25 protein-coding genes are annotated in these 25,932 nt (G+C 69.2%); 11 read left to right on the top strand and 14 right to left on the bottom strand.

Going from position 1 to position 25,932, the window contains the following annotated elements; translation table 11 throughout:
- Window positions 1–122 precede the first annotated feature (122 nt).
- The 3 genes from HD557_RS01815 to clpB all read right to left on the bottom strand — a co-directional run bounded on the left by HD557_RS01815 (window position 123) and on the right by clpB (window position 3,952).
- On the bottom strand, window positions 123–677 hold the full coding sequence (locus tag HD557_RS01815; RefSeq protein ID WP_196872631.1) for a chloramphenicol phosphotransferase CPT family protein: 555 nt from the start codon (window positions 675–677) through the stop codon (window positions 123–125).
- A 24-nt stretch (window positions 678–701) separates the two neighbouring features.
- Entirely contained in the window at window positions 702–1,238 is a 537-nt protein-coding gene (locus HD557_RS01810; protein WP_196872630.1) for a hypothetical protein, read from the bottom strand.
- A 128-nt stretch (window positions 1,239–1,366) separates the two neighbouring features.
- On the bottom strand, window positions 1,367–3,952 hold the full coding sequence (gene clpB / locus HD557_RS01805) for an ATP-dependent chaperone ClpB (RefSeq protein ID WP_196872629.1): 2,586 nt from the start codon (window positions 3,950–3,952) through the stop codon (window positions 1,367–1,369).
- A gap of 155 nt (window positions 3,953–4,107) precedes the next feature.
- Between clpB and HD557_RS01800 the strand changes: the two genes are divergently transcribed.
- The 4 genes from HD557_RS01800 to HD557_RS01785 all read left to right on the top strand — a co-directional run bounded on the left by HD557_RS01800 (window position 4,108) and on the right by HD557_RS01785 (window position 7,258).
- Window positions 4,108–4,542, top strand: coding sequence for a hypothetical protein (locus HD557_RS01800; protein ID WP_196872628.1), 435 nt, complete (start codon window positions 4,108–4,110; stop codon window positions 4,540–4,542).
- Window positions 4,530–4,763 carry a hypothetical protein gene (locus HD557_RS01795; RefSeq protein WP_196872627.1) on the top strand — a complete coding sequence of 78 codons (234 nt, stop codon included), beginning with the start codon at window positions 4,530–4,532 and terminating at the stop codon, window positions 4,761–4,763. Before HD557_RS01800 ends, HD557_RS01795 begins: the two co-directional genes overlap by 13 nt.
- 171 nt (window positions 4,764–4,934) lie before the next feature.
- Window positions 4,935–6,215 (top strand): lytic transglycosylase domain-containing protein, encoded by a 1,281-nt coding sequence (locus HD557_RS01790; RefSeq protein WP_196872626.1) that lies wholly within the window; start codon window positions 4,935–4,937, stop codon window positions 6,213–6,215.
- A 179-nt stretch (window positions 6,216–6,394) separates the two neighbouring features.
- Window positions 6,395–7,258, top strand: coding sequence for a GTP-binding protein LepA (locus tag HD557_RS01785; protein WP_196872625.1), 864 nt, complete (start codon window positions 6,395–6,397; stop codon window positions 7,256–7,258).
- Between the two features lie 85 nt (window positions 7,259–7,343).
- On the opposite strand, the gene HD557_RS01780 is transcribed toward HD557_RS01785, so the two are convergent.
- On the bottom strand, window positions 7,344–9,617 hold the full coding sequence (locus HD557_RS01780; RefSeq protein WP_196872624.1) for a transglycosylase domain-containing protein: 2,274 nt from the start codon (window positions 9,615–9,617) through the stop codon (window positions 7,344–7,346).
- 125 nt (window positions 9,618–9,742) lie between these two features.
- Between HD557_RS01780 and HD557_RS01775 the strand changes: the two genes are divergently transcribed.
- Entirely contained in the window at window positions 9,743–10,624 is an 882-nt protein-coding gene (locus HD557_RS01775) for a DUF692 domain-containing protein (RefSeq protein WP_307785521.1), read from the top strand.
- Here the strand turns inward: HD557_RS01775 and HD557_RS01770 are convergent.
- The 6 genes from HD557_RS01770 to lepB (HD557_RS01745) form a co-directional block, all read right to left on the bottom strand.
- Window positions 10,582–11,475, bottom strand: coding sequence for an Abi-alpha family protein (locus HD557_RS01770; protein ID WP_196872622.1), 894 nt, complete (start codon window positions 11,473–11,475; stop codon window positions 10,582–10,584). The two genes, HD557_RS01775 and HD557_RS01770, sit on opposite strands and share 43 nt — an antisense overlap.
- Window positions 11,472–12,794: a hypothetical protein gene (locus HD557_RS01765; protein WP_008360428.1), complete on the bottom strand. Its 1,323-nt coding sequence runs from the start codon at window positions 12,792–12,794 to the stop codon at window positions 11,472–11,474. Before HD557_RS01765 ends, HD557_RS01770 begins: the two co-directional genes overlap by 4 nt.
- A 95-nt stretch (window positions 12,795–12,889) precedes the next feature.
- Window positions 12,890–13,894, bottom strand: coding sequence for an Abi-alpha family protein (locus tag HD557_RS28870; protein WP_196872621.1), 1,005 nt, complete (start codon window positions 13,892–13,894; stop codon window positions 12,890–12,892).
- The gene (locus HD557_RS01755; protein ID WP_196872620.1) at window positions 13,891–15,210 is read right to left on the bottom strand and encodes a hypothetical protein; all 1,320 of its coding nucleotides are present in this window, start codon (window positions 15,208–15,210) and stop codon (window positions 13,891–13,893) included. Before HD557_RS01755 ends, HD557_RS28870 begins: the two co-directional genes overlap by 4 nt.
- 167 nt (window positions 15,211–15,377) lie before the next feature.
- Window positions 15,378–15,950, bottom strand: a complete 573-nt coding sequence (gene lepB / locus HD557_RS01750; protein ID WP_196872619.1) for a signal peptidase I — start codon at window positions 15,948–15,950, stop codon at window positions 15,378–15,380.
- Window positions 15,947–16,585, bottom strand: coding sequence for a signal peptidase I (gene lepB / locus HD557_RS01745; protein ID WP_196872618.1), 639 nt, complete (start codon window positions 16,583–16,585; stop codon window positions 15,947–15,949). The genes lepB (HD557_RS01750) and lepB (HD557_RS01745) overlap by 4 nt, the downstream gene beginning before the upstream one ends.
- A 276-nt stretch (window positions 16,586–16,861) precedes the next feature.
- Here lepB (HD557_RS01745) and HD557_RS01740 point away from each other — a divergent pair, with 276 nt between their 5' ends.
- From HD557_RS01740 to HD557_RS01715, 6 genes are all read left to right on the top strand, one after another.
- On the top strand, window positions 16,862–17,467 hold the full coding sequence (locus HD557_RS01740; RefSeq protein WP_196872617.1) for a DUF6230 family protein: 606 nt from the start codon (window positions 16,862–16,864) through the stop codon (window positions 17,465–17,467).
- 84 nt (window positions 17,468–17,551) lie between these two features.
- A complete protein-coding gene (locus HD557_RS01735; protein WP_196872616.1) occupies window positions 17,552–18,070 on the top strand; it encodes a DUF6114 domain-containing protein in 519 nt (172 codons plus the stop codon).
- Window positions 18,067–18,978 (top strand): DUF6230 family protein, encoded by a 912-nt coding sequence (locus HD557_RS01730; RefSeq protein ID WP_196872615.1) that lies wholly within the window; start codon window positions 18,067–18,069, stop codon window positions 18,976–18,978. The genes HD557_RS01735 and HD557_RS01730 overlap by 4 nt, the downstream gene beginning before the upstream one ends.
- Window positions 18,975–19,445 carry a DUF6114 domain-containing protein gene (locus tag HD557_RS01725; RefSeq protein ID WP_196872614.1) on the top strand — a complete coding sequence of 157 codons (471 nt, stop codon included), beginning with the start codon at window positions 18,975–18,977 and terminating at the stop codon, window positions 19,443–19,445. The genes HD557_RS01730 and HD557_RS01725 overlap by 4 nt, the downstream gene beginning before the upstream one ends.
- A gap of 6 nt (window positions 19,446–19,451) precedes the next feature.
- Complete coding sequence (locus HD557_RS01720) at window positions 19,452–20,441, top strand: hypothetical protein (RefSeq protein ID WP_008360417.1); 990 nt, start codon at window positions 19,452–19,454, stop codon at window positions 20,439–20,441.
- On the top strand, window positions 20,438–21,196 hold the full coding sequence (locus HD557_RS01715; protein WP_196872613.1) for a DUF6230 family protein: 759 nt from the start codon (window positions 20,438–20,440) through the stop codon (window positions 21,194–21,196). Before HD557_RS01720 ends, HD557_RS01715 begins: the two co-directional genes overlap by 4 nt.
- A gap of 202 nt (window positions 21,197–21,398) precedes the next feature.
- Here the strand turns inward: HD557_RS01715 and HD557_RS01710 are convergent, their stop codons facing one another.
- The 4 genes from HD557_RS01710 to dnaK all read right to left on the bottom strand — a co-directional run bounded on the left by HD557_RS01710 (window position 21,399) and on the right by dnaK (window position 25,692).
- Window positions 21,399–21,833 carry a heat shock protein transcriptional repressor HspR gene (locus HD557_RS01710; protein ID WP_196872612.1) on the bottom strand — a complete coding sequence of 145 codons (435 nt, stop codon included), beginning with the start codon at window positions 21,831–21,833 and terminating at the stop codon, window positions 21,399–21,401.
- A complete protein-coding gene (locus HD557_RS01705; RefSeq protein WP_196872611.1) occupies window positions 21,833–23,017 on the bottom strand; it encodes a DnaJ C-terminal domain-containing protein in 1,185 nt (394 codons plus the stop codon). Before HD557_RS01705 ends, HD557_RS01710 begins: the two co-directional genes overlap by 1 nt.
- A gap of 81 nt (window positions 23,018–23,098) precedes the next feature.
- Complete coding sequence (gene grpE, locus HD557_RS27970) at window positions 23,099–23,836, bottom strand: nucleotide exchange factor GrpE (protein WP_196872610.1); 738 nt, start codon at window positions 23,834–23,836, stop codon at window positions 23,099–23,101.
- Window positions 23,833–25,692: a molecular chaperone DnaK gene (gene dnaK / locus HD557_RS01695; protein WP_008360408.1), complete on the bottom strand. Its 1,860-nt coding sequence runs from the start codon at window positions 25,690–25,692 to the stop codon at window positions 23,833–23,835. The genes grpE and dnaK overlap by 4 nt, the downstream gene beginning before the upstream one ends.
- Window positions 25,693–25,932 lie beyond the last annotated feature (240 nt).

Here is a 25,932-nt window from a genome sequence, read left to right as displayed (position 1 = left end):
AGAGGTCACGCGCGTCGGCCGAGTCGTCGCCCGCGTCGGCCGAGCGGGCACGGCGATGACGGCTCGGTCGACGCAGCTGACGGCTCGGCCGACCGGGGTGACGCCTCGGCCGACGTACGTGCCTACTCGGCGTGGCCGAGACGGAGCCGGTCGAAGGCCTTGGGCGCGATGAGAGCGGGGAGAGCCTCGGCAATCTCCTTCGCACATGCCGCCGAGGTCGCGGCGGTGGTGTCGACACGGATGTCGTAGGGATGGGAGTAGACCAGGGTCTGGGATCGAGCCAGGCCCGCAGGGCGGTCGCCGCGGGCGGCCTCCCGCCGCTCGAGCTCTTCGGGCGAGCACCAGACCTCGACGAGGGTGACGTCGTAGCCGTCGAGCACCTCGAGCAGGTCGTCGAGCCGCCAGGTCTCGCTGAGCGGGTAGTCCATGATCACGTCGTTGCCGACCGACGCCAGGGCCGCGACGGCGCGGTGGTAGCCGAGCCGGGTACGCCGCAACATCTCCGCGATCCCCGCCTCGTCGAGCTCCCGCGTGTGCACCGTCGACCGCATCCCGCTGATCCCGTCGACCGGCACCAGGAACCACGGGTCCTCCAGCAGCGGCAGCAGCTCCCGCCCGACGCTGCTCTTGCCCGAGCTCGACGCTCCGTTGAGCAGGATGATCCGACCGTTACGCACGCAGCCAACGTACTAGCCGGTGGCTCATGCCGCGCCGAGGTGATCCTCCGGCGTCTCACCCAGGTCACGCAGCGCCCGCGCCAGGGCACGGCGGGCCCTTCGCGCAGAGCGGCCGTACGGGATGACGACGACCGATATGTCACCGTCCGTCAGCCAGAGACCGGCAGGGAAATCGTCGCCACCCAGATATCGGATCCAGATCCCCTCTCGAGTGACCTCCAACCAACTCCGGTCCAGGACGATGTCGGCGGCCTCGGCGTCCTCGCCCCACACCTCCAGCCTGTCCGGCAGCACGATCACGGCCGAAGTCCGCAGCCACCCGGACCTCAGCTTCACGACCTTCCCGTCACGATCGTCGCTGGTCACTTCCGCAGCCTGACCGGCAATGATCGGCCTGCCTGGAAACATCTCTTCGAACTGTGCCACGAACCTCCGCATCAACCGATCCGCGCGGGACGCGATCGCCCAGATCACCAACGGCGGGCCGATCCAGACAGCGACGAGGAAGTAGCCGACGTCGTCGTACGCCCCGGCGAATCCATCCAGCAGCTCGTCCAGCATCGCGCTCCTCCGACTCGTACTCGGCCCCGATCATCCCGCCGAGATGCAGCTGTGGGCGACGAAACCGCAGTTTCGTCGCCCACAACTACTGATTCGGCCGCCAGAACTACGGTCTCGGCCGGGGCGGGTCAGACCTTCAGGGTGAGGCTGTCGCCGTCGCGATCGACGGTGACCTGGCCACCGTCGGAGACCTCGCCGCCGATGAGCTTCCGGGCGAGCGGGTCGCCGATGGCGGACTGGATGAGGCGGCGCAGTGGGCGGGCGCCGTACGCCGGGTCGTAGCCGGTCTCGGCGAGCCACTCCCGAGCCTCGGGGGTGACGGAGATCGAGATGCGGCGGGCGGCCAGGCGCTTCTCCAGGAGACCCAGCTGGATGTCGACGATCTTGGTGAGGTCGGCCAGCGTGAGGGCGTCGAACATGACGACCTCGTCGAGGCGGTTGAGGAACTCGGGCTTGAAGGATCCCCGGACCACGGCCATGACCGACTCGTGCTTCGCGTGCTCGTCCAGCACCGGGTCGACCAGGAAGTTCGAGCCCAGGTTGGAGGTGAGGATGAGCAGCGTGTTGCGGAAGTCGACCGTGCGGCCCTGACCGTCGGTCAGGCGACCGTCGTCGAGCACCTGCAGCAGGATGTCGAAGACCTCGGGGTGAGCCTTCTCGACCTCGTCGAGCAGGACCACCGAGTAGGGGCGACGGCGCACCGCCTCGGTCAGCTGACCACCCTCGTCGTAGCCGACGTAGCCCGGAGGCGCTCCGACCAGCCGAGCGACCGAGTGCTTCTCGGAGTACTCGGACATGTCGATGCGTACGATCGCGCGCTCGTCGTCGAAGAGGAAGTCGGCCAGCGACTTGGCGAGCTCGGTCTTACCGGTGCCGGTCGGACCCAGGAACAGGAACGAGCCGGTGGGGCGGTTGGGGTCGGCGATGCCGGCCCGAGAGCGCCGGACCGCGTCGGCGACGGCCGTGACCGCGGACTTCTGCCCGATCAGGCGCCGCCCGATGACGGACTCCATCTCGAGCAGCTTGGCCTGCTCGCCCTGGAGCATCTTGCCGGTCGGGATGCCGGTCCACGCCTCGACCACCTCGGCGATCTGCTGGGCGGCGACCTCCTCACCGACCAGCCGGTCGGTGACCTCGTCCTCGGCAGCAGCCGCCGCGGCGATCTGCTCCTCGAGCACCGGGATCTTGCCGTAGAGGATCTCGGACGCCTCGCCCAGGGACCCCTCACGCTGCAGCCGCTCGGCCTCGATGCGCAGCGCGTCGAGCTGCTTGCGCAGGGCACCCTCACCCTCGAGAGAGGCCTTCTCCCGCTCCCAGCGAGCCTCCAGCCCGCGGAGCTCCTCCTCCTTGTCGGCGAGCTCCTTGCGCAGCGCCGCGTGGCGCTCCAGAGATGCGTCGTCGGACTCCTTGGAGAGCGCGAACTCCTCCATCTTCAGCCGGTCGACAGCACGACGGAGCTGGTCGATCTCCTCGGGGGACGACTCGATCTCCATCCGCAGCCGGGACGCGGCCTCGTCGATGAGGTCGATCGCCTTGTCGGGCAGCTGACGGCCGGTGATGTAGCGGTCGGACAGGGTCGCGGCGGCCACCAGCGCGGCATCGGTGATGCGAACACCGTGGTGGGCCTCGTACTTCTCCTGGATCCCGCGCAGGATCTGCACGGTGTCCTCCACCGACGGCTCACCGACGAAGACCTGCTGGAAACGACGCTCCAGGGCGGGGTCCTTCTCGATGCGCTCGCGGTATTCGTCGAGCGTGGTCGCACCGATCATGTGCAGCTCACCGCGCGCGAGCATCGGCTTGAGCATGTTGCCCGCGTCCATCGCGGAGTCGCCGCCGGCGCCCGCGCCGACGACGGTGTGGAGCTCGTCGATGAAGGTGATGACCTGCCCCTCGGCGGCCTTGATCTCCTCCAGGACGGCCTTGAGCCGCTCCTCGAACTGACCGCGGTACTGCGCACCGGCGACCATCGCCGCCAGGTCGAGGCTCAGCACGCGGCGGCCCTTGAGCGAGTCGGGTACGTCACCGGCGATGATCCGCTGGGCGAGCCCCTCGACGACGGCCGTCTTGCCGACGCCGGGCTCGCCGATGAGGACCGGGTTGTTCTTGGTGCGCCGGCTCAGGACCTGGATGACCCGGCGGATCTCGGCGTCACGGCCGATGACCGGATCCAACTTCCCGCGCTCGGCGGCCTCGGTGAGGTCCTGGGAGTACTTCTCCAGCGCCTCGTAGGAGTCCTCGGCGTCCTGGCTCGTGACCCGGCGGTTGCCGCGGACCGCCTTCAGCGACTCGCGCAGCCCCTTCTCGGTGAGCCCGGCGCCCTTGAGCACCTTCTGCGCCGACGACTCGACCGTGGCCAGCGAGATCAGCAGGTGCTCGGTGGCGGCGTAGTCGTCCTTCAGGGAGGTGGCCAGCGTGATCGCCCCGGCAAGAACGCGGGTCAGCGCACCCGAGGCAGCGGGCTGCTGCACCGTCGACCCGCTGGCGCGCGGGAGACCGGCGAGGTCGGCAGCCGCCGCTCGCGTCAGCTCCTCGGCGTCCACACCGGACTTGGTGACCATCGACGTCGCCGTGCCCTCGTCCTGCTGCAGCAGCGCGACCAGCAGGTGGATCGGCTCGGTCGTGGTGTTGCCCGCCGTCGTGGCGGAGAGCTGCGCGGCCTCGATGGCCTCGCGAGCCTTGGTGGTGAACTTGTCTGCCGAAAACTGGCTCATCTGTCTCTGCTCTCCTCCTGGGGACGCACCTGAGTCTGCCGCGAGTGCCTGTCACCCGCATCTATCTCAACACAACCAAAGTTGAGTCTGTTCCACTCAACTTTGACATTTTTATATTGCGGCGGCGGCCCAAGCGAATCGGGCACACTGCTCCCGTGGACTCCCGAGGCGCCGTACGCGACCAGCTCGCCGCGCGCCAGCGTGAGGTGCTCGACGACCTGCTGGCGGGACGTACGCCGCCGGGGTTCGACGCGGCCGGAACGACCGCGACGACGCAGGTGCTGCACCACAAGCGCTCCTCGGCCGCGCACCACGCCGCCCCCGAGCTCGATCTGCTGCCGGGCTGGCGCGCCCGATTCCATGCCTGGGCGGCGCAGCATCCGCAGCAGGGCTGCGCCCACGACGACGTACGCGCCTTCCTGGCCACCATCGACGAGGGCTGGCTCCGCCTCCACGATGTCTATGACGGCCGGCGGCGGTGGGCGCTCACCCGGATCGCCGGGCGCCGCGTACTCACCATCGGTCTCGGCTCACAGATCTGGCACCTCGAACGCCGCACCTGGAAACGGAGCTCCCCGTGGAAAACCTGATCGTCATCGTCGTCCTCGGCCTGATCATCCTCGGGTGCCTCCAAGCCGCCTTCGCGAGCAGCCGAGGCAACCGCCGCCGAGGCCCCCGCAGGCGCAACCGCGGCGGCAGCTGCAGCTCGAGCTCGTGCGGCTCCACCTACGACGGCGGCAACAACCACGACAGCTCCTGCAGCAGCTCCTCCTGCGGCTCGAGCTGTGGCGGTGGAGGCGGCGGCGACTGACCCCGCCCCCGCCGAGCGGCTCGTCCCGACCACATCCCCACAGAGCCGTACATGCGTAGTTTCGGGGATTCTCGGCCCGGATCGCGCGCAGCACGTCATGGCGGGGATCACATGATGGCTGGATCGGTGACATCGATCCAGCACCCGCCCGACACGAGGATGTGACCGCGGATGACCTCCCGACCAGGTCTGCTGCTCAAGGCAGCGGCGCTTCCCGTTGCCGCCGCCACCGCGGCAGCCGCCGCCTGGACCATCCAGGCGATCCAGGAGGGTCGGCCGGTCGACGCCACGGCCAGCGTGCGGCAGGTGCCGATCGAGGTGCCGATCGAGGTGCCGGTCGAGGTGCCGACCCAGGAGCTGAGGCCGCCGGTGAGCGTCTCCGCGGTCGAGCCGATCTCCAGGGCCGTTCCCGCCCTGGCGGTCGAGCCGACCACGTACGCCGCCGGTGTCATCCCCCAGACCGCGCTCTCGGCCTACCAGCGCGCCGCGACCGTGCTCGCCGACGCCGACCCCGGGTGCCGTCTCGACTGGTCGCTGATCGCCGCTATCGGGCGGGTCGAGTCCGACCACGGCCGAGCCGGCGGTAACGCGCTGTCCGTCTCCGGGGTCGCGACGCCCGGGATCTTCGGCGTACCCCTCACCGGGGCCGCCGGCACCGCACGCATCTTCGACACCGACGGCGGCACCTACGACCGCGACCTCGTCCACGACCGCGCCGTCGGGCCGATGCAGTTCATCCCGTCGACCTGGTCCACCGTCGGGGTCGACGCCGACGGCGACGGCCGCCGCGACCCGCAGGACGTCGACGACGCCGCGCTCGCCGCCGCGGTCTACCTGTGCTCGGGCTCCGCCGACCTGTCCACCGAGGCCGGTCAGCGCTCGGCGGTGCTGCGCTACAACCACAGCGAGGCGTACGTCTCGGCCGTCCTGCAGATCGCCGAGGGCTATCGCCTCGGCACCTTCGAGGCGCCGACCGGTGTCGTCCTGCCCGCCGCGCAGATCCCGGTCACCTCCTCCGCCGACCTCGAGCCACTCTCCGGCGCCTCGCCGAGCGCTCAGCCGCCCCGGCCCTCCTCCGGCGAGTCCTCGGAAGGAGCGGACACTGGTACGCCCGGTGCCGACTCGACCACGCCTTCGTCCCCGTCGCCCTCGCCCACCTCCGAGGTGTCACCGACCGGCTCCCCCACCGAGACGCCCACGGACACACGCACCGACACACCCACCGAGGATCCGACGCCCACCGAGACGCCCACGGCACCCCCGACCGAGACACCCACCGTGGACCCGACTTCCACCGAAACTCCGATCGCAACCCCGACCGAGACACCATCCCCGACCCCGTCCGAGACACCATCCGAGACGCCGTCGGAGACACCGTCCGAGACACCATCCGCCACGGAGTCGTCCACCACCGAGCCAGCCGAAGCAGAGACCACGGCGCCCACGCCCTGAGGCCCGGCCCAGAACGTGCTCGCTTCGACACCCCCTCCCCCGCCGGTCGAACCGCCGCAGCCGCCGCGGCGAACGTGTCGAGGCGAACACCCTTCGGTTGGGTTAAATCGCGTTACAACCCCGCTGCGGACGGGCACACTAAAGGCGCCGCTTGACTCCCCCACCAGGAGCCGCCCCGGATGCTCACCGACAACGACCGCCTCGTTGCCCATGTGGCGCGCCTCGGCGAGGAGCACCCGCCGATCCCGATGGACTCCGTCGACTTCACCGTGAACGACCCGGCCGGCTTCGGCGCTCGCTTCGGCCACGTGCTCGACTACATGGCTCGGGTCGAGCTCGAGGTCGACCGCAACGTACTCGAGATCTCCACGATGCTGCCCAACCCGCCCGAGGTCGACAAGCGGTTCTACGCCGAGGTGTGGCAGCCGCAGGAGATCCAGCACGGGCTGATCCTCGACCGGCTCCAGCAGGTCGTCGGGCGGCCTCCGGCGACCACCGATCTGGACCATGTCGGCCTGAAGCTGAAGGTGCTCGGCCTGCTGGCTCACCTGGAGCCGTTCCAGGACGTCTGTCGGATGCTCTACTACCTGACCGGGATGGCCACCGAGCGCTCCGCGGTGATCGCCTACAACCTGCTCCACGACGGGGTCGTCGAGACCGGCGAGCAGGCCGTCGCCGAGACCGTCATCGGGCCGATCAAACGCCAGGAGCCTGGCCACTACGCCTTCTACCAGCTCTCCGCCCGCGCCCACTGGGCCACGCTCGCAGCCTGGCAGAAGTGGCTGGTCAGACGCATGCGCCGAATCTCCTTCGCCCCGGTCGGGGTCAACAACGTGAGCCAGCTGGCCGACTTCGGCGACGTCATGGAGACCCTGGGCGTCGACCACGAGGGCCGCGACCTGGCCGCCGACGTGGCCCGGGTCGAGCAGGAGCTCCTCTGGGCCCGCGACCGCGGCCTCCCCGTCCCCGACTACGTCGCCCGCGCCTTCCGCGAGGCCGTCGAGGCAGCTCAGGCGCGGCGGGCGGTTCATCAAGGTATGTAGCCGAACCCCCACTTTCGTCGCGGAGTTCCACACGGGATGTGACGGCTGGTCTGCATACCCAGACGAACCGCCCGCCCCGCGACTCCTACCCGCGCCACTTCGACACGAGCATCTCGACCGTCGCACCCTTGATCGCCCGGCTTCCGGGAACCGTCCCGACGACGGTGCCGGCCTTCCAGCGCGACTTCACCCGCTTGCCGACGACCGGCTTGAAACCGGCCGCCTTCAGCCGGGCGGTGGCCTTGGCGATCGAGAGCCCCTCGACCTTCGGGATCTTGATGCCCTTGCCGTTGATGACGCTGGCGCCGGGGCGTACGAAGTTGGCGGAGCCGAGCTTGCCGTCGATCGCTCGCATCGCGTCGGCCCACATCGGGCCGGCGACGGTGGAGCCTGAAGCCGAGGCGATGTAGCCGCCGCGCAGGCGCTGGCCGTTGAGGGTGACCCAGTTGCCCTCGTAGTTCGCGCCCGCGATCATCGAGGAGGTCGCGAGCTTGGGCGTGTAGCCGTTGAACCACACCGCGCGGTTGCTGTTGGTGGTCCCGGTCTTGCCGGCGGCCGGCACGCTCAGCGCGAGCTTCTGCCCGAACCCACCCGGCTGCAGTACGCCGCGGAGGATGTCGTTCATGGCATCCGCCGTCCCGGCGCGCATCACCTGCTCGCACGAGGCCGGGTACTCCTTCATCGTCTTCCCGTCGGGCCCGAGGATCGCGGTCACCGGCCGCGAGTCGCAGTGCTTGCCGCGGGCACCGAACGTCGCGTACGCCTCGGCCATCTCCAGCGGGCTGACGTCGACCGGGCCGAGGGTGAACGACGGCACCCGCTCGTGGGCGGGATCGGTCAGATGGACGCCCATCTTCTTCGCGAGCGCATAGGGAGCGCAGACGCCGGTGAACTGCTCGAGCTGTACGTAGAAGGTGTTCACCGACTCCCGGGTGCCGGTGTAGAGGTTCTTGTTGCCCGAGGTGGTCGAGTTGCCGACCGGGTAGGGGTTGGGGTTGAAGTTGCCCTCGCCGGGACAGTTGGCGAAGGACGCCTGGTTGAACGTCTTCTTCTCCGGCGACTTGATCTCCTGACGGAGCGGGAAGCCCTTCTCGATCGCCGCGGCGCCGACGAAGACCTTGAAGGTCGAGCCGGCCTGGAAGCCGTTGGCGTCGCCGTACTCCTTCGGCACCAGGTAGTTGAGATAGGACTCGCCCTTGCGACGGCTCTCGCCCATCGGCCTCGACTGCGCGAGCGCCTTGACCATGCCGGTGCCGGGCTCGACCATCGCCAGGGCACCGACCGCGTCGTCGGTCGGCGAGACATGACGGCTCACCGACTTCTGCGCCGCCTTCTGGAAGCTCGAGTCGAGGGTCGTCCGGATGGTCAGGCCGCCGGTCTGCAGCAGCCGCCAGCGCTCGGCCTCGGTCTCGCCCAGTGACTCGTCGGCGAGCAGCCACCGCAGCGCGTAGTCGCAGAAGAACTCCGCCGACGAGCCGAAGCAGCCGTTGCGGCTGTCCTGCACGTTGAGCCCGAGGTCGCTCTCCTTGAGCTTCTCGGCGTCGGCCCGCGGCAGGTCGCCGACCTGGGCCAGCCGCTCGAGCACCAGGTTGCGCCGGGCCAGGGTGGCGTCGGGGTAATCGGTCGGGTCGTAGCCGGTCGGGTTCTTCACCATCCCGGCCAGCATCGAGGCCTGCCCCCAGGTCAGGTCGGCGGCGTCGACGCCGAAGTAGTGCTTCGCGGCCGCCTGGACCCCGTAGGCGGAGTCACCGAAGTAGGCCGCGTTGAGATAGCGCTCGAGGATCCAGTCCTTGTCGTGGTTCTCCTCGAGCCAGATCGCGTAGCGGAGCTCGCGGATCTTGCGGGCCGTGGACTTCTCGGTCGCGGCCGCGCGCTCCTCGTCGGAGTCGGCCCCGTAGACGAGGGTCGTCTTGACCAGCTGCTGGGTGATCGACGAGCCACCCTGCACCGCACCCGACTCCGAGGCCGAGTTGCGCAGCAGCGCCCGCAGGGTGCCCTTGAGGTCCATCGCGCCGTGCTCGTAGAAGCGGCTGTCCTCGATCGCGAGCAGCGCCTTCGGCATGTTGGGCGAGATCTGGTCGAGCGCCTTGTAGGACCGGTTCTGGTCGTAGAGGGTCGTGATCACCTTGCCGTGCACGTCCAGGATCCGCGTCGTCTGCGACAGCTCGCCCATGTCGATGTCGAGGGGCAGGTCGTCCATCACCTCGGCGCCCGACTTGGCCGCGACACCGGTCAGATGGATGAACGGGATCGCCATCCCGGAGGCCACCAGCCCCGTCACCGCGGCAACGCCGATGAGAGCCGCGAACCGCATCACGATGCGATGGAACGGAAGGGAACGAACGACTTTGCGGGCCAAGATGGGGGCTCCTACCCGGGCCTCGAGCCAGGACCGGCGAGGGTTGCTGAACGATGGGGGAACAGGTGTTCCAGAATACCGGAAGGGCCCACGCCGACCGCGCCCGATCCGCCACACTTCACCCTGTGAACCCCTCGGTCTCCGGCGTCGCCGTGGCTTGGCGTCCTGCGATCGCCGGCCTCCTCCAGACGTACGCCGCCTCCGGACGTCTCGGGTTCACCGAGGTGGTTGCGGAGAACATGTCCCCGACGCAGGTCCCGCAGGCCCTCACCGACCTGGGCGTCCCGGTCGTCGCCCACGGCGTCACCCTCGGGCTGGCCGGGGCCGACCGCCCCGCGGCGGACCGGCTCACCCGGCTGGCCGAGCTCGCGGAGGTCCTGGACAGCCCCTTCGTCTCCGAGCACGTCGCGTTCGTGCGGGCGAGCGACTCCCCCGACCCGCTCCACGGCGACGTCCTGGAGGCCGGCCACCTGCTGCCGCCGCCGCGTACGAAGGACTCGCTCGACGTGCTCGTCGACAACGTCCGGATCGCCCAGGAGCAGCTGCCCGTGCCGCTCGCGGTCGAGAACATCGCGGCCACCTTCACCTGGCCCGAGGACACCCTCGACGAGCCCGACTTCCTCACCGAGCTCGTCGAGCGCACCGGCGTACGCCTCGTCCTCGACGTCGCCAACCTCTACGCCTCCGCGGTCGCCCGCGGCTCCGACCCGGTCGCCGACCTCGCCCGCTTCCCGCTCGACGCGGTCGCCTACATGCACGTCGCCGGCGGCACCGAGCGCGACGGTCTCTACCTCGACACCCACGGTCATCCGATGCCACCACCGGTGCTGTCCCTGCTCGCGACCGTGGTGGAGGCCTACGCCGGGCGTCCGCTTCCCGGCATCATGCTCGAACGCGACACCGACGTGTCACCGCAGACGGTCGACCCGGAGTTCATCAGGCTGACCGAGGCGGTTCGCGGCCCTCAGGCCTTGGGCAGGTCCGCCCCGCCGGTGACCGGAGCCTGATGCTCCGGGAAGGCCGACTCAGCCGAGCCCTCGTCGACGAGGGTGGTGCGCCCGAAGGCCTCACCGAACGGCGTGAGGTGCACCGAGCGGCGCACGATCTTGGCGAACTTCACCGAGTGCAGCGCCTCCAGCACGTCGGGCTGGGCCTCGAGGACCTGGTATTCGAGCGGGTCCGACAACGGCTCCTTGGAGAACCACACCAGCCCGAGCCGGAACAGGTTGTTGAGGTAGGCCGGGACCCGCTCGGGATAGCGCACCCCGCTGCGGCCGGCGATCATGTTGAGCCCCGGCGCGATCATGGTGCTGCCGACGAGACCGGCCGGTCCGCCGGTGCGTACGTCGACCGAGGGCTGTGGGCCCGCCTGCAGCAGGTAGAGCAGCATCCGCGCCTCGTCGGGCGCGAGCTCGTCGAGGATCCGGGCGTACGCAGGATGCCCCTGTTCGTCGGCCCAGACGTCGCGGGAGCGGTCGAGCAGCTCGGCACCGCGGCGGCGCAGCACCGGTAGGGAGTCCTGGGACGCCTCGGCCTCGCGCGTCCGCGCGAGCACGACGTCCTTGCCGGCGGCCTCGTAGTCGGACTCGGAGAGCTCGATCACCGGCTTGGTGCCGGGCAGGATGATCCGCGCAGCGGTGCCGGCGACGATGCCCACGGCCTCGGCCGTCTCGCGCACCAACCCGTCGCGTACGTCCTGGTCGATCACCGCCCGGGCCACCCGGACGCCGGCGCGGCCGGAGGTGCGCAGCCCCCATCCGGCGGTGTGCCAGGCAGCACCCGCCGCCACCCTGGCCAGACCGGGAGCGGTGCCGGCCACGGCGGAGGCGGTCGGAAGGACCTTGCCCAGGAGGCTCATGTCGGAAAGATTAGAAGGTGAAGGAAGCCGCCCGCGAGCCCCATGATCGCGCCATGGGCGTAGAGCATCCATTCGTCCTCCTTGATCGCTGACCTCATCATGTCCACGAAGTCGCCCGGCGGAAGCTCCTTCGTGCGCCGCGCGACCAGGTCGCGGATCTTCTCCGCCTGGTGACGGCTGAAGCCGGGATCACGGAACGGCACCAGCGTACGATCGGCCGCCTCGTTGGCGACCGAGGTGCTGATCCGGTCGAACCGCTCCGACCCCAGTGCGATCCGCACCGCACCCCGGTAGGGCCCGGCCGCCCTGTCCACCGCGGGCATCAGCGCGTTGATCAGCAGCTTGCGGGTGGCGTCGCCACGGGGGCCGTCGAGCAGGAAGTCGCCGATGCGCTCGAGCGTGATCACGTCGGTGGCGATGATGTCGGCGTAGACCTCCGCGGCCTGCGCCTGGCGGCGCGGGAAGAGGCCCTGCACCTTGATGCCGAGGATGCGCCGCGGCTCGGCGGGCTCGAAGATCAGCCACATGCCGAGCAGGTTGGTCACCCAGCCGACGACCACGCCGAGCACCGGGAGCAGCCACCACAGGTGGAAGGTCTGGTCGATCAGCGCCACCGGGATGCCGAGCAGGAACCCGAAGATGAACCCGAAGGCGACCATCAGGTTGAGCTCGCGCTGCCCGAAGTCGCGGAAGATCCTGACCACGAGGGCGGGGTTCTTGCGGAAGTGGTCGATGACCATCAGCTTCGGGTCGAGCAGCTGGTCGATGTGCACGCCGATGTCGTCGGTGACCTTGTGCACGATCGAGGGGAGCTGCGCCTGGACCCGGACCACGATCGCGTCCTTGACCGCCCGCGGCAGGTCCCGCCAGAGCCGGGGGTGCTCGCGCATCATGATCTGCTCGACCAGCTCGGGCACCTCCGGCCGGAAGGTCTCCACGATGTGCGTGGCGATCTCGGAGGGGCCGAGCTGCTGGTAGAAGTCACTGGGGGTGCCGAGCTTGGCGATCGCCTTGTCGACCGCGATCGAGCCCATCTTCGCGGCTCGCGCGGGGATGATGCCCTGCCAGCCGAGCCCACCCTGGGCGAAGCCGGGGACCTCCTGGAGCTTGTGCGGCAGCACCCTGGTCAGCTCGCGCAGCCCGGGCACCTGGAACCCCTTGAAGGCGAGCGGGGCGAAGAGCATGTAGAGGCCCGACCAGTTGATCAGCCAGCCGATCACTCCGGTGAAGATCGGGATGGTGATCAGCGAGAGCCAGTGGACGTGGGCAGCCCAGTCGTCGAACCAGCTGACCAGCGAGTCCTGCCACTCCGGCGACATCCGAGCTCCTTCCGCCAGAGTTCCAGACCGTCAGTATGCGTACCCTACCCACACGCGAACGCAAACACCCCGAAGCGTCTGCCATTCGGGTTGGGCTAGTCGGTTGAGGCCTCCGTGGCCGCACCCGGCGGGATCTCGTGGCTCGGCAGCCGGTCGAGATCCTCGGCATCGGCGAAGCAGGCCCGGGCGAAGTCCTGCCCGAACGGGGTCAGGTGGATCGAGCGTCGCTTGATCCGGGCGCCGCCCTTGGCATGGATGGCCTCGAGCACGTCGGGCTGCGCCTCGACCACCTGATAGCGGATGAGCTCGCTGACCGGCTCCTCGGACTGCCACACCAGACCCAGCCGGGTCAGGTTGTTCAGGTACTGCGGCACCAGCGACGGGTAGCGCACGCTGGCCTGCGCGCCGATCATGGTCAGGCCACGGGCGATCATCCGCGACCCGCGCAGGTGGCCGACCAGGCCGCCCTCGACCACGTCGACCGCCGGCTGCGGACCGTCCTTGAGCATGAGCACCAGGATCCGGGCCTCGTCGGGAGCCAGCTCGTCGAGGATGCTGACGAAGGCCGGATGGCGCTCGTTCTCGTCCCACACGTCGCGCGAGCGGCGCAGCAGCTCCTCCCCCGTACGCCGCAGGTGGTCGGGACTCGTGCCCGGCTCGACCCCGTTGACCCGAGCGGCGCGACCTTCCATCGCCGCCCTCGCCGTCTCGGCGGCCGGCAGCGCATAGCGCTCCAGCAGGCCGGTGATCGGGTTGCCCGTCGCGACCCGCTTCGCGAAGCCGGTCACCTGACGGGCGTTGGTCGCCACGTCCTCGGTGAGCCGCACCGCCTCGTTGGGGTCGACGACCGCCTTGGCGACCCGCCCGACCCCACGTGCGTACGTCCTCAGCCCCCAGCCCGCGGTGTGGGCCACGGTGACCGCGGAGATCCTGAGCAGGCCCGGGAGCACGTCGATCGCGCCGTCGACGAGACCGCCGCCGGGCGCCGGTGTGGGCATCCGGTGCATCCCCTCACGGCCCTCGACGAGCTCCTCGGTCGGCGCGGCGTACGTCTCGGGCCGGCGGGCCCCGGGCTCGGTGTTGATGTGGAGGGCGCTCACAGCACGTTCCACCATTCGAAGACCGCCACGTGCAGGAACCCGCCCGCCAGGCCCATGATCGCCCCGTGGGCGTAGAGCAGCCACTCGTCCTCCTTGATCGCAGCTCTCATCATCTCAACGAAGGTCCTCGGAGGTAGGGCACGGCATCGGTCGGCGATCAGCCGGCGGATGTTGCAGGACTGCTGCTGGCTGAAGGCGGCGTCGCGCAGCGGGGTGAGGGTGTATTCGACGGCCTGCTCGGCGACCGATGACCGGATCGCGTCGAACCTCCTGGTCCCGACGGCCACCCGGACCGCACCGTAGGCCGGACCGACCGCGGCGTCGACGGCGGGCTCGAGGGCCGCGGCGAGCATCTGCCGGGTGCGGTCGCCGGAGGGGCCGTTGAGGAGGTGCTCGCCGATGTGCTCGAGCGTGATCACGTCCTGGGCGATGTGCTTGCCGTAGACGTCGGAGGCCTGCCACTGCCGCCGGGCGAAGAGCGCCTGGATCTTGAACGGACCGATCCGCCTGGGCTCGGCCGGCTCGAAGATGAGCAGCATGCCGAGCAGGTTGGTCGTCCAGCCGACCAGCACACCGAGGATCGGCAGCAGCCACCAGATGTGGAAGGCCTGGTCGACGACGGCGACCGGGATGCCGAGCAGGAACCCGAAGACCGCGCCGAAGACGACCATCATCCGCAGCTCACGGGCACCGAAGTCCTTGAAGATCCGCACGATGATCGAGGGGTCCTTCTCGAAGTTCTCGATCACCATGATCTTCGGGTCGAAGATCTGGTCGATGTGGTTGCCGATCTCGACGGTCACGTCACGGACGACCGCGGGCAGGCGGTCCTGGACCCGCTGGATGACGACCGTACGCAGCGGCCGCGGCAGATCACGCCAGAACCGGGGATGCTCGCGCCACATGATCTCGTCGACGAGCAACGGGATCTCGGGACGGAAGACGTCGACGATGTGGGCGGCGATCTTGTCGGGCTCGAGCTGCTCGTAGAAGTCGCGTGCGGTCGCCATCTGGGACAGCGCCCGGTCGACCGCGATGGAGCCCATCTTCGCGGCCCGCGCGGGCACGATCCCCTGCCAGCCGATCCCGCCGCGCAGGACGCCCGGGATCTCCTGGATCTTGCGCGGCAGCGAGCCGGCGATCTGCTTGAGCCCGGGCACGGTGATCCCGTGGAAGTGGATCGGTGAGAAGAGCATCCACAGACCCGACCAGTTGATCAGCCAGCCGATCACGGCGGTGAAGATCGGCACCGACCAGAACTCGAACCAGCTGAAGTCGTCTAGCAGGGACAGCCCTGCCGAAATGGTGTTTGACACAAGACCTGACCTTCATTCCCTCATCCACGAGACCGCCTCAGGTGCACGCAGTGTCGTGGTCTCCCTGGCGCGAAGGCTAGTGCACTGCTTGACAACTTGGGGCAAAATGTCCACCGATCGCTCACATACCGATCCGACGACCCTGCAGGCAGACGCGACGCGCGCAGCTACCGCGCCGAGCTCGTTTCGACGGGAGCGAGCCGGACGTCACGGGCAATCGTCCCGTTCCGACCGAGGGGGAGCATTCGGAAGACCACCCTGCCATGAACGGCGTCGGCATCGACGAAACCGAAGCTGCGCGAGTCTGTGGAGGCGCCCCAGTTGTCGCCGAGCAGCCAGTACGCGTCCTCGGGGACGGCGAGCCAGTCCTGCTCGGCACCGGCCTCGGCGGACCAGGCCGGGTTGTCGACCATGTAGGTCTGCCGGTCCCCCTCGGGCCGGACCAGCACCCGCCCATCAGCGGACACCGACACCTGGTCACCGGGCATCCCGATCACGCGCTTGAGGATCCGAGCACCACCGGCCACGGAGCTCGGCGCGTCCGCCTCGACGACGTCGAAGCGTTCGATCTCGTCGTGGGTCCAGAACTCCAGGAACATCCGGTCCCCGTCGCGCAGCGTCGGCTCCATGCTGGCGCCGTCGACGGTGACGGAGAAGGCGAGAGCCGCGACCACCAGCACGAGCGCGGCGAAGGCCGCCACCCCGGCGCCGATCCCGCCCACCGCGAGGACCTTCCTCACGGCCGCGCGCCCAACCCGGCGACCGGCTCGGTCACCTCGACGAGCTCGACGCCACCGTCGCCGAACCCACCGAACGACCCGGCCGGCAGCAGCCGCAGCCACGCCGCACCGGAGACGTCGGCCACCGGCAGGAAGCCGAACGCACGGGAGTCGGTCGACCCGCCCCAGTTGTCCCCGAGGACCCAGAGCGAATCCTTCGGGACCGTCACCCAGGCGCCCGACGCGGCACTCCCGTCGTACGTCCCGTCCCGCTCGCAGCACATCCCGACCTCGTCCCCGATCCGGGTCGGCCAGGCCGGGTTGTCGACCCGGAAGACGTCCTCGGACCCGGCCGGGCTCACGTAGACGACCGGCAGGTCACCGCCGGCGATCGCGACCCGGTCGCCGGGCATCCCGATCACCCGCTTGACCACCTGGGAGCCGCCACCGAAGCGCTCCGGGCCCGGCTCGACGCCCTGGACCAGGTCGAAGCGCTCGATCTCGTCGTTGTGCAGCGGGTCGAGCAGGATCCGCTCGCCGGAGACCAGCGTCGGCTCCATGCTCCGGCCCTTGACCGTGAAGGACCCGAACAGCGCCGCCACGACGGCCGTCATGGCGAGCAGGAACGCCACCAGGGCGACCCACCCGACAGCCACCGCGGCGGAGCCGCGTTCGTCAGCGACAGGAGCATTCAGAGGCCGTCCGGACACAACCAGGTCCCCTTTCAGGCAGAGCAAGGACAGTGCAGCCAAACCGACGCAGGAATAGCCACACTTCATAGACATTTAGGGACAAATTGTCCAGATGTGCTTGACCGTAGCACGTGGCGGCCGTCACAGTGTGGATGCCGCCCGGGGTATAGGGACCGCGGGCGGCGCACTTTTCTCGGGGTTCATCAGCCCGTGAGGGACGGGCTCACAGAGGGAGCACATATGAACAAGTTGGGGCATACCAGTCTCGGTCGCTTCGCGGCCGTCACGCTGCCGGCGGCGGTCGTCTCCGCCGGCATGGGTTACGCGATGCTGTCCGGCATGGTCGGGGCGGTCATCTCGTCCACCGGCGGTTTCAGTCTCAGCACCGACCTCACCGCCGATGCGCTGAAGATGCGCACCGGCGCCACTGAGGTCGGCTCAGCCGGCAACAACCAAGGCACGATCTACGCTCAGACCCAGGGCTCGGTCGCCAACGGGCTCAACGTGGTGACGCCCAGGGTCGAGGTCCTCCCGGGCCTGAGCCTCAACCTGGGGATCACCTCGAGCGACCCGGAGATCAACCTCGGCAACGTGGCTCTGAACGCCGCTTCGCTCAACACCCCGAGCGGCGCCACCATGGCCAACGTCACCCTGGGTCAGTCGCAGGCCGACGCCGGCTTCGATGCGGGCGGCCCCGGCTACGTGGCCGACGGCTTCGCGCTCCAGGCCGCGCAGTCCGCCGGTGAGAGCGGCGAGCAGGTGCTGAACGACCTGTCGGCACAGGCGTACGCGGTCCAGCTCAGCTCGCTGAGCCTCAACAGCCTGTCGATCAGGCTCAACCCGTAACGCCTCCAACCCACCAACCAGCAGGCGTTGGCGGGCGTTCCGGAGCGCCCGCCAACGACTCAGCCCCAGCCCGCCGGAGAAGCCATGCCTGACAAGACGCCCACCGACACCGGTCCCGACGCGATGCCCGACCCCACCATGAACCCCACGGCCGACGGCCCCACGCCGCGCGGCTTCAAGCGCTTCCGGCGCACCCGCCCCTTCTGGGGCAGCCTGATCCTGCTATGGTCGTCGTGGCTGATCGGGTCCTCGGCCCTCTCGAAACATCTCGACTTCACGATCTTCGCCGCCTTCGGTAACCAGACCCTGCCGCCGGTGCTGATCTCCTTCACCCTAGCCGCCGCGGCGCTGATCGCGATGTTCATGCCGTCGCAGCGTACGTTCCCGGGAATCGTCTCGGTCGCGCTCGCGATCGCGGCCCTCCCGCTCGCCAACCTCGGCGGACTGATCATCGGCACCGTCGCCGGCATCACCGGTGGCGCCCTGATCGTCGCCTGGACTCCTTACACCGAGGAGCAGCTGACCAAGATGGCCGAGAAGGACGCCCGCAAGCGCGCCCGCAAGGAGGCTGGCAAGCCGGCCCGGAGCGGAGCGACCGCATGAGCCCCCGCGCCCGCCGCTTCGAGCGGTCCGACCCCTGGGGCGACGAGCCCGGCGTGCGCAGCGCGTGGGGCCGGCTCACGGGACGTCTCTACCGAGCCGCGTACGCCGCCATCGACCGCGCCGCGGAGCAGTCGGCGCAGATGCAGGAGGAGGCGGAGTCCGTACGCCGCGGCAGCCGGAAGCGCTCGCTGCCTCTGATGATCTTCGGGAGCGCCGCGCTCGTCGCGATGTTCGGCGCGGTCTCGCAGAACGCTCTCGCGGTCAACTTCACCACCGGCAACTCCAAGTTCAAGCTCTACTCCAACTACCTCGATGCGGAGCACGCGGCGGGCTATCTCGCCCCGACCAGCCGCCAGGGGGCCACCGACTGCGACGCGGACACCGCCGACGTCCAGGCTCAGTGCGGGGTCACCGAGCTCGGCATCCACCAGGCCAAGCTCGCCGGGCTGTGCGGGATCGCCACCGAGAACATCCCGCTCGTCGGGAACTACTCGCTGATGATCACCGCCGGCGACGACGTCCCGGACAGCTACAACGGCTCGTCGATCCCGACCGGCACCACCACGGACCCGAGCACGGGCAAGCTCACCAACGGCAGCCTGGACAACGCGATCTCGGCGACCAACCTGTATCTCAACTCCGACGCGCTCAGCGGCTACGGGAACAAGATCTCCGGCATGAACCTCGGCCAGTCGGCCGAGACCGTCGGCGACTCGGCCGGCCTCGCCTTCGAGGGCAACGCCAACCAGCTGCCCAAGGCAGGCGCCTTCGGCCTCTACGCCCGCCAGCTCAACGTGGCCGGCCTCAACGGCAACAGCTACGGGCTCAACCTGAAGGGCAACATCACCCTGCCGGACCTGAACATCAGGGTCGTCCCCGGGACCCGGACGCAGGCGGACTGCTCATGACCGACTCACTGACGGACGACCTCGGCTTCTCCACCGGCCCCGGCCCGGGAAGCGCGCACCGGTCCAACCGGCTCGGCGCGCTCCTCGCAGCAGCCCGTGCGTGGTTCCGGGCGTGGCGACGTACGCGGCCCTTCTGGGGTGCGTTGTGGCTCATCGTGGCCGGCGCCTGGATCATCTACTGGATGTCCTTCGACATCGGCATCGCGCTGACCGGGGGCTGGTCCTACTCCGCCGGATACGTCATGGGCGGCTCGCTGATCATGTTCGGCCTGGTCACCTGGCTGGCGCCGCACTACAAGTCGCTCTCGGGGGTCGTCGGGTTCCTGATCGCGCTCGGCGCCTTCCCCACCGCCAACCTGGGCGGCTTCGTCGTCGGCTCGGTCCTCGGCATCATCGGCGGCTCGATGGTCTGGTCCTGGGGCGAGAAGAAGCCGCGCCCGGCCCGGCGTGGCACCTCCGGCGGCTGATCGGCGGTGGCCCACGACCTCACCGTCGGCAGGCAGCGCCTCGTCGTCATCACCGCGATCGCGCTCGTCATCATGTCCTCCGCGCTGTGGCCCTCGGCCGAGCGGGCCGACGCGAACAGCCAGAACAACAGCTACCAGCCGTTCCAGTGCGACCAGCCCGGAAGCAGCAACCCGCAGCAGCGACGGCAGGTCGTGCCCCTCAAGAACAGCGGCGACAACGGCACCTTCCAGAGTCGTCTCTTCGGCACCCGGATGTTCCCGTGCCTGTCGGGGACGCGCTGGACCCTGACCGCCGGCGAGCCGAACGGGAGCAGCACCACCAACGTCGCCGCCGACGTACGCGGCATCTACGCCAACACCAGCGACGGCAACTGCGACAGCAACAAGGGGTTCACCTACTACTACGCCGCCACAGGCAGCATGTGCCTGTTCCAGATCGCCTTCAGCGACCTCGTCTTCCGCAGCAACGTCGCCTCCTTCGGCGCTCCGGTGCTCACCGCGAGGTCGTCGACCGCGCCCGCTCCGACCGCGAAGGTGCCGCACGCGCTTCGCATCGCTCCGGACGGTCCGTTCACCGTCGGCGGGCCGGGCGTGAAGACGAACCTGCTCACCACGGGCGACTCGTGGGTGGCGATCCCGTGGCGTACGGTCACCAACCTGGCCGGCATCCTGATCATCGCCGCCGGCCTGACCACGACCTCGCAGAAGAACACCATCTGTACGGCCGGCTGGAACGGCGACTCGTGCCGGCTGAAGATCCGCACGCTCGCCGGCGACGGCACCGGCGGCTGGAACGACCTGGTCACCGCGATCCTCAGCGGCCTGGCCGCCGGTGGCGACTACAACATCCTGGCGGCGAACCTGGAGTTCTACTACCTGTTCACCCACGACAACAACGCCGCGAACGACCCCTACGTCTACCCGCCGGGTGGCCCCACCAACCCGCTCAACTCGATCCAGCTCCCCAACACGACGATCACGGTGACCGCGGAATGAGCACGTACGGGACGCGCTGGCACCGCATGGTCGCCGCGACGACGGTGGGGCTCGGCCTGCTCGGCGCGATGGTCGTGGCGATGGGCTCCTCCGCGTCCGCGGTCTTCAGCCCCACGCTGACGATCAACAACGGCAGCTCGACGTTCTCCTCGACCAACATCCATGCCGCCGACGCGGCGTTCGGCACGGCGCTGGTGCAGACCCAGGCGGCCGCCAGCAGCGGGGGCGACTGGACGCCGGTGCTGCGTGCCGGCTTCGCGTCCGCGACGATGAACGGCTTCTGTCTCTCCCGGGTGGAGGAGGTCGGGCCGCTCGGCAGCTACACGATCAAGCTCACCGCCGGGGACGGCAACCCGGCGACCAACGAGATCAGCGCGCAGATGGCCGCCTTCGACATCACCCGGCTCCGAGCCGCGTCCTCACCCGGGGTCAACCTGCAGGGCACCGCCCAGATCGGGCTGGCCACCACCGACCTGACGACCAATCCCGGCACGGCGCCCTACGCCGCGAACCCGATGGGCGTGCCCCAGGGGTTCGACGCGACGTGGTATCAGTCCAGCGGCAACGGCGGCCACAACAACGGCCAGGGATTCACCGGCATCGACGCGACCGTCGCCGACCTCAACGCCGTCTACGGCGACGTCCGGCAGGCCCAGATCGAGGGCCAGGTGACCCTGCCGAACCTGGAGATCGAGCTGCTCCCGGGCAACCAGTCCTGCAAGACCGCGGCGCAGGCGGGGAAGTTCCCGAACTGAGCGCGCTCGCCTGAAATTGGAAGGACCCGGCGGGTCCGTCTCGGGTCGGCTCCACCGGGTCCGCCGCGCGTGCCCCGACCATATGGGGGTTGGTCCGACACTCGCGGCTTACTCATCAGTATGGGGGTATCGAACCAACATCGGTTTTAACCAAAACCCACAACTCGCCAACAAATCTGTCAAGCGATCAGTAGGAAAGGTGCTATCTCTGCTGGCGCCGCCAGACCACGATCGCCTGTCCGGGCGGCGCCTGACGAACCGCAGGAAGCCTGCTGGCCGGGCTCTTCGGAGCCGGAGCCGCCGCCGTCGCCTGGGCGAGCGCCTCGCGGGTCGCGGCCAGCTCGTGCAGCAGCTCCTCGTTGCGCCGCCGCAGGGCGTCGACGTGCTGCTCGAGAGCCAGGATGCGGCGCACGCCCTCGATGCCGATGCCGGCCGCGGTCAGGTCGGCGATCGAACGCAGCTTCTCGATGTCGTGGAAGGAGTAGCGGCGCCCGCCACCCCCGGTGCGACCGGGGGTGATCAGGCCCATCCGCTCATAGGTGCGCAGCGTCTGCGGGTGCAGCCCGGTCAGCTCCGCGGCGACGCTGATGACGTAGACCGCGGCATCCGGGGCCGGGCTGCTGAATCCGTCGCTCATCATGACTCCTCGAGAAGAGACGTACGCAGGGGCTTGCCGGCCATCGCGGCCCGATAGGCCTCGACGGCCGCCTTGGCATCGGCATCCAGCACGGCCGGGATCTGCACCTCGACGGTCGCAAGCAGGTCACCCACGGTGCCGTCGGCGCGGCGGAACCCCTTGCCACGGACCCGGAACGTACGTCCGTTGGGGGTGCCCGGGGGGATCCGCAGCGTCACCGGCGAGCCGGACAGGGTCGGCAGCTTGGCCTCGGCACCGAGCGCCAGCTCGTCGAAACCGACCGGCACGTCGATGGTGAGGTTGTCGTCCTTGCGGCCGAAGACACGGTGGGGCGTGACGTGCACCGTGACGTAGAGGTCACCGGCCGGGCCGCCGTTCTCACCGGCAGCGCCCTTGCCCTTGAGCCGGATCCGCTGGCGGTCCTTGACGCCGGCCGGGATGCGCGCCTGGATGGTGCGCGCGGAGGTGCCGCGGCCGGAGCCGTGGCAGGTCGGGCAGGCCTCGTCGTAGATCAGCTGACGGCCACCGCAGCGTGGGCAGGTCTCGTTCATCGAGAACGCGCCGCCCACGGAGTTGACCACGTAGCCCGCACCCTCGCACTCGGGACAGACCCGCGGCTTGGTGCCCGGCTTGCCACCGGTGCCGTTGCAGTCGGGACAGGCGGCGTCCGAGGTCAGCCGCAGCGAGATGGTCACGCCGTCGAGCGCGTCGGTGAATCCGATCGTCGCGCTCGTCTCGACGTCGGCGCCCTTGATCGGCCGAGCCCTCGGGGCCGTACGCCGCCCACCGAAGCCTCCGCCGGCACCACCGCCGAACAGGTCGCCGAACATGTCGCCGAGCCCGCCGGTCTGAGCACCGCCGCCACCGAAGAGGTCCTCGAAGTTGTAGCCCCGGCCGCCCCCGCCGCCGAAACCGCCCGGGAAGCCGCCGGTGGCACCCAGGGTGCGCACCTCGTCGTACTTCTTGCGCTTCTCGGCGTCCCCGACGACGTCGTAGGCCTCGGCGACCTTCTTGAACTTCTCGTGCTTGGCCTCGTCGCCCGGGTTGGAGTCGGGGTGGTTGGCCCGCGCGAGCTTGCGATAGGCCTTCTTGATGTCGTCGCTCGAGGCGTCCTTCTTGACACCCAGCTCGGCGTAGTAGTCCTTGTTGATCCAGTCCGACCGGATCCCGTCGTTCTCAGCCACCTAGCCCCTCCTCCCTTCTTCTCGGTGGCCGAGCCTGCCGATCTCCCGGCAGGCTCGACCACCCATCGTTGTCACTCCGGGTCACTCCGGGTCGACGACCAGGACCTGCGCGGCCCTGACCACCCGGTCGCCGATCATGTAGCCGGCCTTGGCGACCAGCTTGACCGAGGTCTCCTCGACCTCCGGGTCGGTGCCCATGTGGCTGAGCGCCTCGTGACGGTTGGGGTCGAAGACGTCGCCCGGCTCACCGAACTTCTTCAGACCCAGGTTGGTCACGATCTTCTCGAGCTGGTCGGCGACGGCCTTGAAGCCGCCCTCGACCTCGCCGTGCTCGCGGGCACGGTCGATGGTGTCGAGCACCTCCACGATCGGAGTGAGCACCTTGTAGGTCGCGTTCTGCGAGACCAGCTCGCGGTCACGGTCGACCCGCTTCTTGTAGTTGACGTACTCGGCCTGGAGACGCTGAAGGTCGGTGGTCAGCTCGGCGACGCGCTTGTCGATCTCATCGGCGGCATCGCCCATGAGGTCCACCTCGCTCTCGTCGATGATCACGTCTGCCTCGTCCTCGGTCTCGTCGTCCTCGTCCTTGTCCTCGTCGTCGGTCGACTCCTCGACGGCCTCCTCGTCGGAGGCCTTCTTGTCGGAGCCGGCGTCGGCGGAGCCGTCCGAGTCCGAGGCGTCGCCGTCAGCAGCGTCCACCTCGGCGTCCTCGGTCGACTCCTCGCCGGCCTCTGTCGCAGTGTCGGTCTCGGGCGGCGGGGACTCGGAGGCCGTCTCCTCGACGGCCTCCTCCGCCCCGCCGGGGCGGCGCTTGGTCACTTCTTGTCGCCCTCTTCGCCCTCGACGGGCTCGTCGACGATCTCGGCGTCGACGACGTCGTCGTCGGCCTCGCCGGTGGCACCGGTGGCACCGCCGGCAGCGGACTGCTCGGCCTCGGCCGCGGCGTACATGGCCGCACCCATCTTCTGCGAGGACTCACCGAGCTTGGTGATCGCGGTCTGGATGGCGTCCTTGTCGGCCTCGGTGTCCTCGAGGACCTTCTTCAGCGCGTCCAGGTCGGCCTGTACCTCGGTCTTCACGTCGTCCGGGACCTTGTCGCCGGAGTCGGTGATGAACTTCTCGGTGGTGTAGACGAGGCTGTCGCCCTGGTTGCGGATCTCGATGGACTCGCGACGCTTGGCGTCCTCCTCCGCGTACTGCTCCGCCTCCTTGACCATGCGGTCGATGTCGTCCTTCGACAGCGCGGAGCCGCCGGAGATCGTCATGGACTGCTCGCGGCCCGAGGCCTGGTCCTTGGCGGAGACGTGCACGATGCCGTTGGCGTCGATGTCGAAGGTGACCTCGATCTTCGGCACGCCACGCGGCGCCGGCGGGAGACCGGTGAGCTCGAAGTTGCCCAGCGGCTGGTTCTCCGACCACATCGGGCGCTCGCCCTGGGCGACCTTGATCTCGACGCTCGGCTGGTTGTCGTCAGCCGTGGTGAAGATCTCGGAGCGCTTGGTCGGGATGGTGGTGTTGCGCTCGATCAGGGTGGTGAAGACACCGCCCTTGGTCTCGATGCCGAGGCTCAGCGGGGTGACGTCGAGGAGCAGGACGTCCTTGACCTCACCCTTCAGCACGCCGGCCTGCAGCGCGGCGCCCACGGCGACGACCTCGTCGGGGTTGACGCCCTTGTTGGGCTCCTTGCCACCGAGCAGGCTCTTCACCAGGTCGGTCACGGCGGGCATCCGGGTCGAACCACCGACCAGGACGACGTGGTCGATGTCCTTGAGGGCGACACCGGCGTCCTTGAGGACCGACTCGAACGGCTTCTTGGTGCGGTCGAGCAGGTCCGCGGTGATCTTCTGGAACTCAGCCCGGGTCAGGGTCTCCTCGAAGTGGAGGGGGCCGGACTCACCGTGGGTGATGTAGGGCAGGTGGATCGAGGTGTTCTGGCTCGAGGAGAGCTCGATCTTCGCCTTCTCGGCGGCCTCCTGGAGGCGCTGGGCGGCGATCTTGTCCTTGGACAGGTCGACGCCGTTGGCGGCCTTGAACTTGTCGACCATCCACGTGACGATCGCGTTGTCCCAGTCGTCACCACCGAGGTGGTTGTCACCGGAGGTCGCCTTCACCTCGACGACGCCCTCACCGATCTCGAGCAGGGAGACGTCGAACGTGCCGCCACCGAGGTCGAAGACCAGGATGGTCTGGTCGTCGCCCTTGTCGAGGCCGTAGGCCAGCGCGGCGGCGGTCGGCTCGTTGACGATGCGGGAGACGTTGAGGCCCGCGATCTCACCGGCCTCCTTGGTGGCCTGGCGCTGCGCGTCGGAGAAGTAGGCGGGGACGGTGATGACCGCGTCGGTCACCGTCTCACCGAGGTAGGCCTCGGCGTCGCGCTTGAGCTTCTGCAGGACGAACGCGCTGATCTGCTGCGGCGTGAAGTCCTTGTCGTCGATGGTCACCTTCCAGTCGGTGCCCATGTGACGCTTGACCGACTTGATCGTACGGTCGACGTTGGTGACGGCCTGGCGCTTGGCGACCTCGCCGACCAGCACCTCACCGGACTTGCTGAACGCGACCACGGAAGGCGTCGTACGGGCGCCTTCGGCATTCGCGATGACGGTGGCCTCGCCACCCTCCAGAACCGAGACGACCGAGTTGGTGGTCCCGAGGTCGATACCGACGGCACGTGCCATCTTTGCTACCTCCGCTTGTTGAAGCTGTGTGTATGTGGATCCGGGGAGCCCGGAAGACTGGTTGGTCTGCGCCGACCCCGCGGCTGCTGCCGCCGAGTGTTGCAAACAAGTTGAGTCGGTTCAACTCAACTTCGTTCACTGTCCACAACGAAGACCCTACGCCCCCTATTCCAGTCCACCCAGAATCAGGCCGAGTCGGCTCGTCCTGACCGAAAACTCCGTCGGGCCGGCTCGTGATGA

It is taken from the genome of Nocardioides luteus, assembly GCF_015752315.1.
In the GTDB taxonomy this organism is placed as follows: Bacteria; Actinomycetota; Actinomycetes; order Propionibacteriales; family Nocardioidaceae; genus Nocardioides.
This window is presented reverse-complemented; position numbering and strand designations above follow the sequence as displayed.

What these genes read in the sequence shown, in the direction of transcription:
- clpB (WP_196872629.1), bottom strand. Translation starts at nt 3,952, where the DNA reads ATGAGCCAGTTTTCGGCAGACAAGTTCACCACCAAGGCTCGCGAGGCC.
- HD557_RS01730 (WP_196872615.1), top strand. Translation starts at nt 18,067, where the DNA reads ATGAGCCCCCGCGCCCGCCGCTTCGAGCGGTCCGACCCCTGGGGCGAC.
- HD557_RS01725 (WP_196872614.1), top strand. Translation starts at nt 18,975, where the DNA reads ATGACCGACTCACTGACGGACGACCTCGGCTTCTCCACCGGCCCCGGC.
- HD557_RS01740 (WP_196872617.1), top strand. Translation starts at nt 16,862, where the DNA reads ATGAACAAGTTGGGGCATACCAGTCTCGGTCGCTTCGCGGCCGTCACG.
- HD557_RS01770 (WP_196872622.1), bottom strand. Translation starts at nt 11,475, where the DNA reads ATGAGCCTCCTGGGCAAGGTCCTTCCGACCGCCTCCGCCGTGGCCGGC.
- HD557_RS01735 (WP_196872616.1), top strand. Translation starts at nt 17,552, where the DNA reads ATGCCTGACAAGACGCCCACCGACACCGGTCCCGACGCGATGCCCGAC.
- HD557_RS01810 (WP_196872630.1), bottom strand. Translation starts at nt 1,238, where the DNA reads ATGCTGGACGAGCTGCTGGATGGATTCGCCGGGGCGTACGACGACGTC.
- dnaK (WP_008360408.1), bottom strand. Translation starts at nt 25,692, where the DNA reads ATGGCACGTGCCGTCGGTATCGACCTCGGGACCACCAACTCGGTCGTC.
- HD557_RS01790 (WP_196872626.1), top strand. Translation starts at nt 4,935, where the DNA reads ATGACCTCCCGACCAGGTCTGCTGCTCAAGGCAGCGGCGCTTCCCGTT.
- HD557_RS01715 (WP_196872613.1), top strand. Translation starts at nt 20,438, where the DNA reads ATGAGCACGTACGGGACGCGCTGGCACCGCATGGTCGCCGCGACGACG.
- HD557_RS01765 (WP_008360428.1), bottom strand. Translation starts at nt 12,794, where the DNA reads ATGTCGCCGGAGTGGCAGGACTCGCTGGTCAGCTGGTTCGACGACTGG.
- HD557_RS01785 (WP_196872625.1), top strand. Translation starts at nt 6,395, where the DNA reads ATGCTCACCGACAACGACCGCCTCGTTGCCCATGTGGCGCGCCTCGGC.
- HD557_RS01710 (WP_196872612.1), bottom strand. Translation starts at nt 21,833, where the DNA reads ATGAGCGACGGATTCAGCAGCCCGGCCCCGGATGCCGCGGTCTACGTC.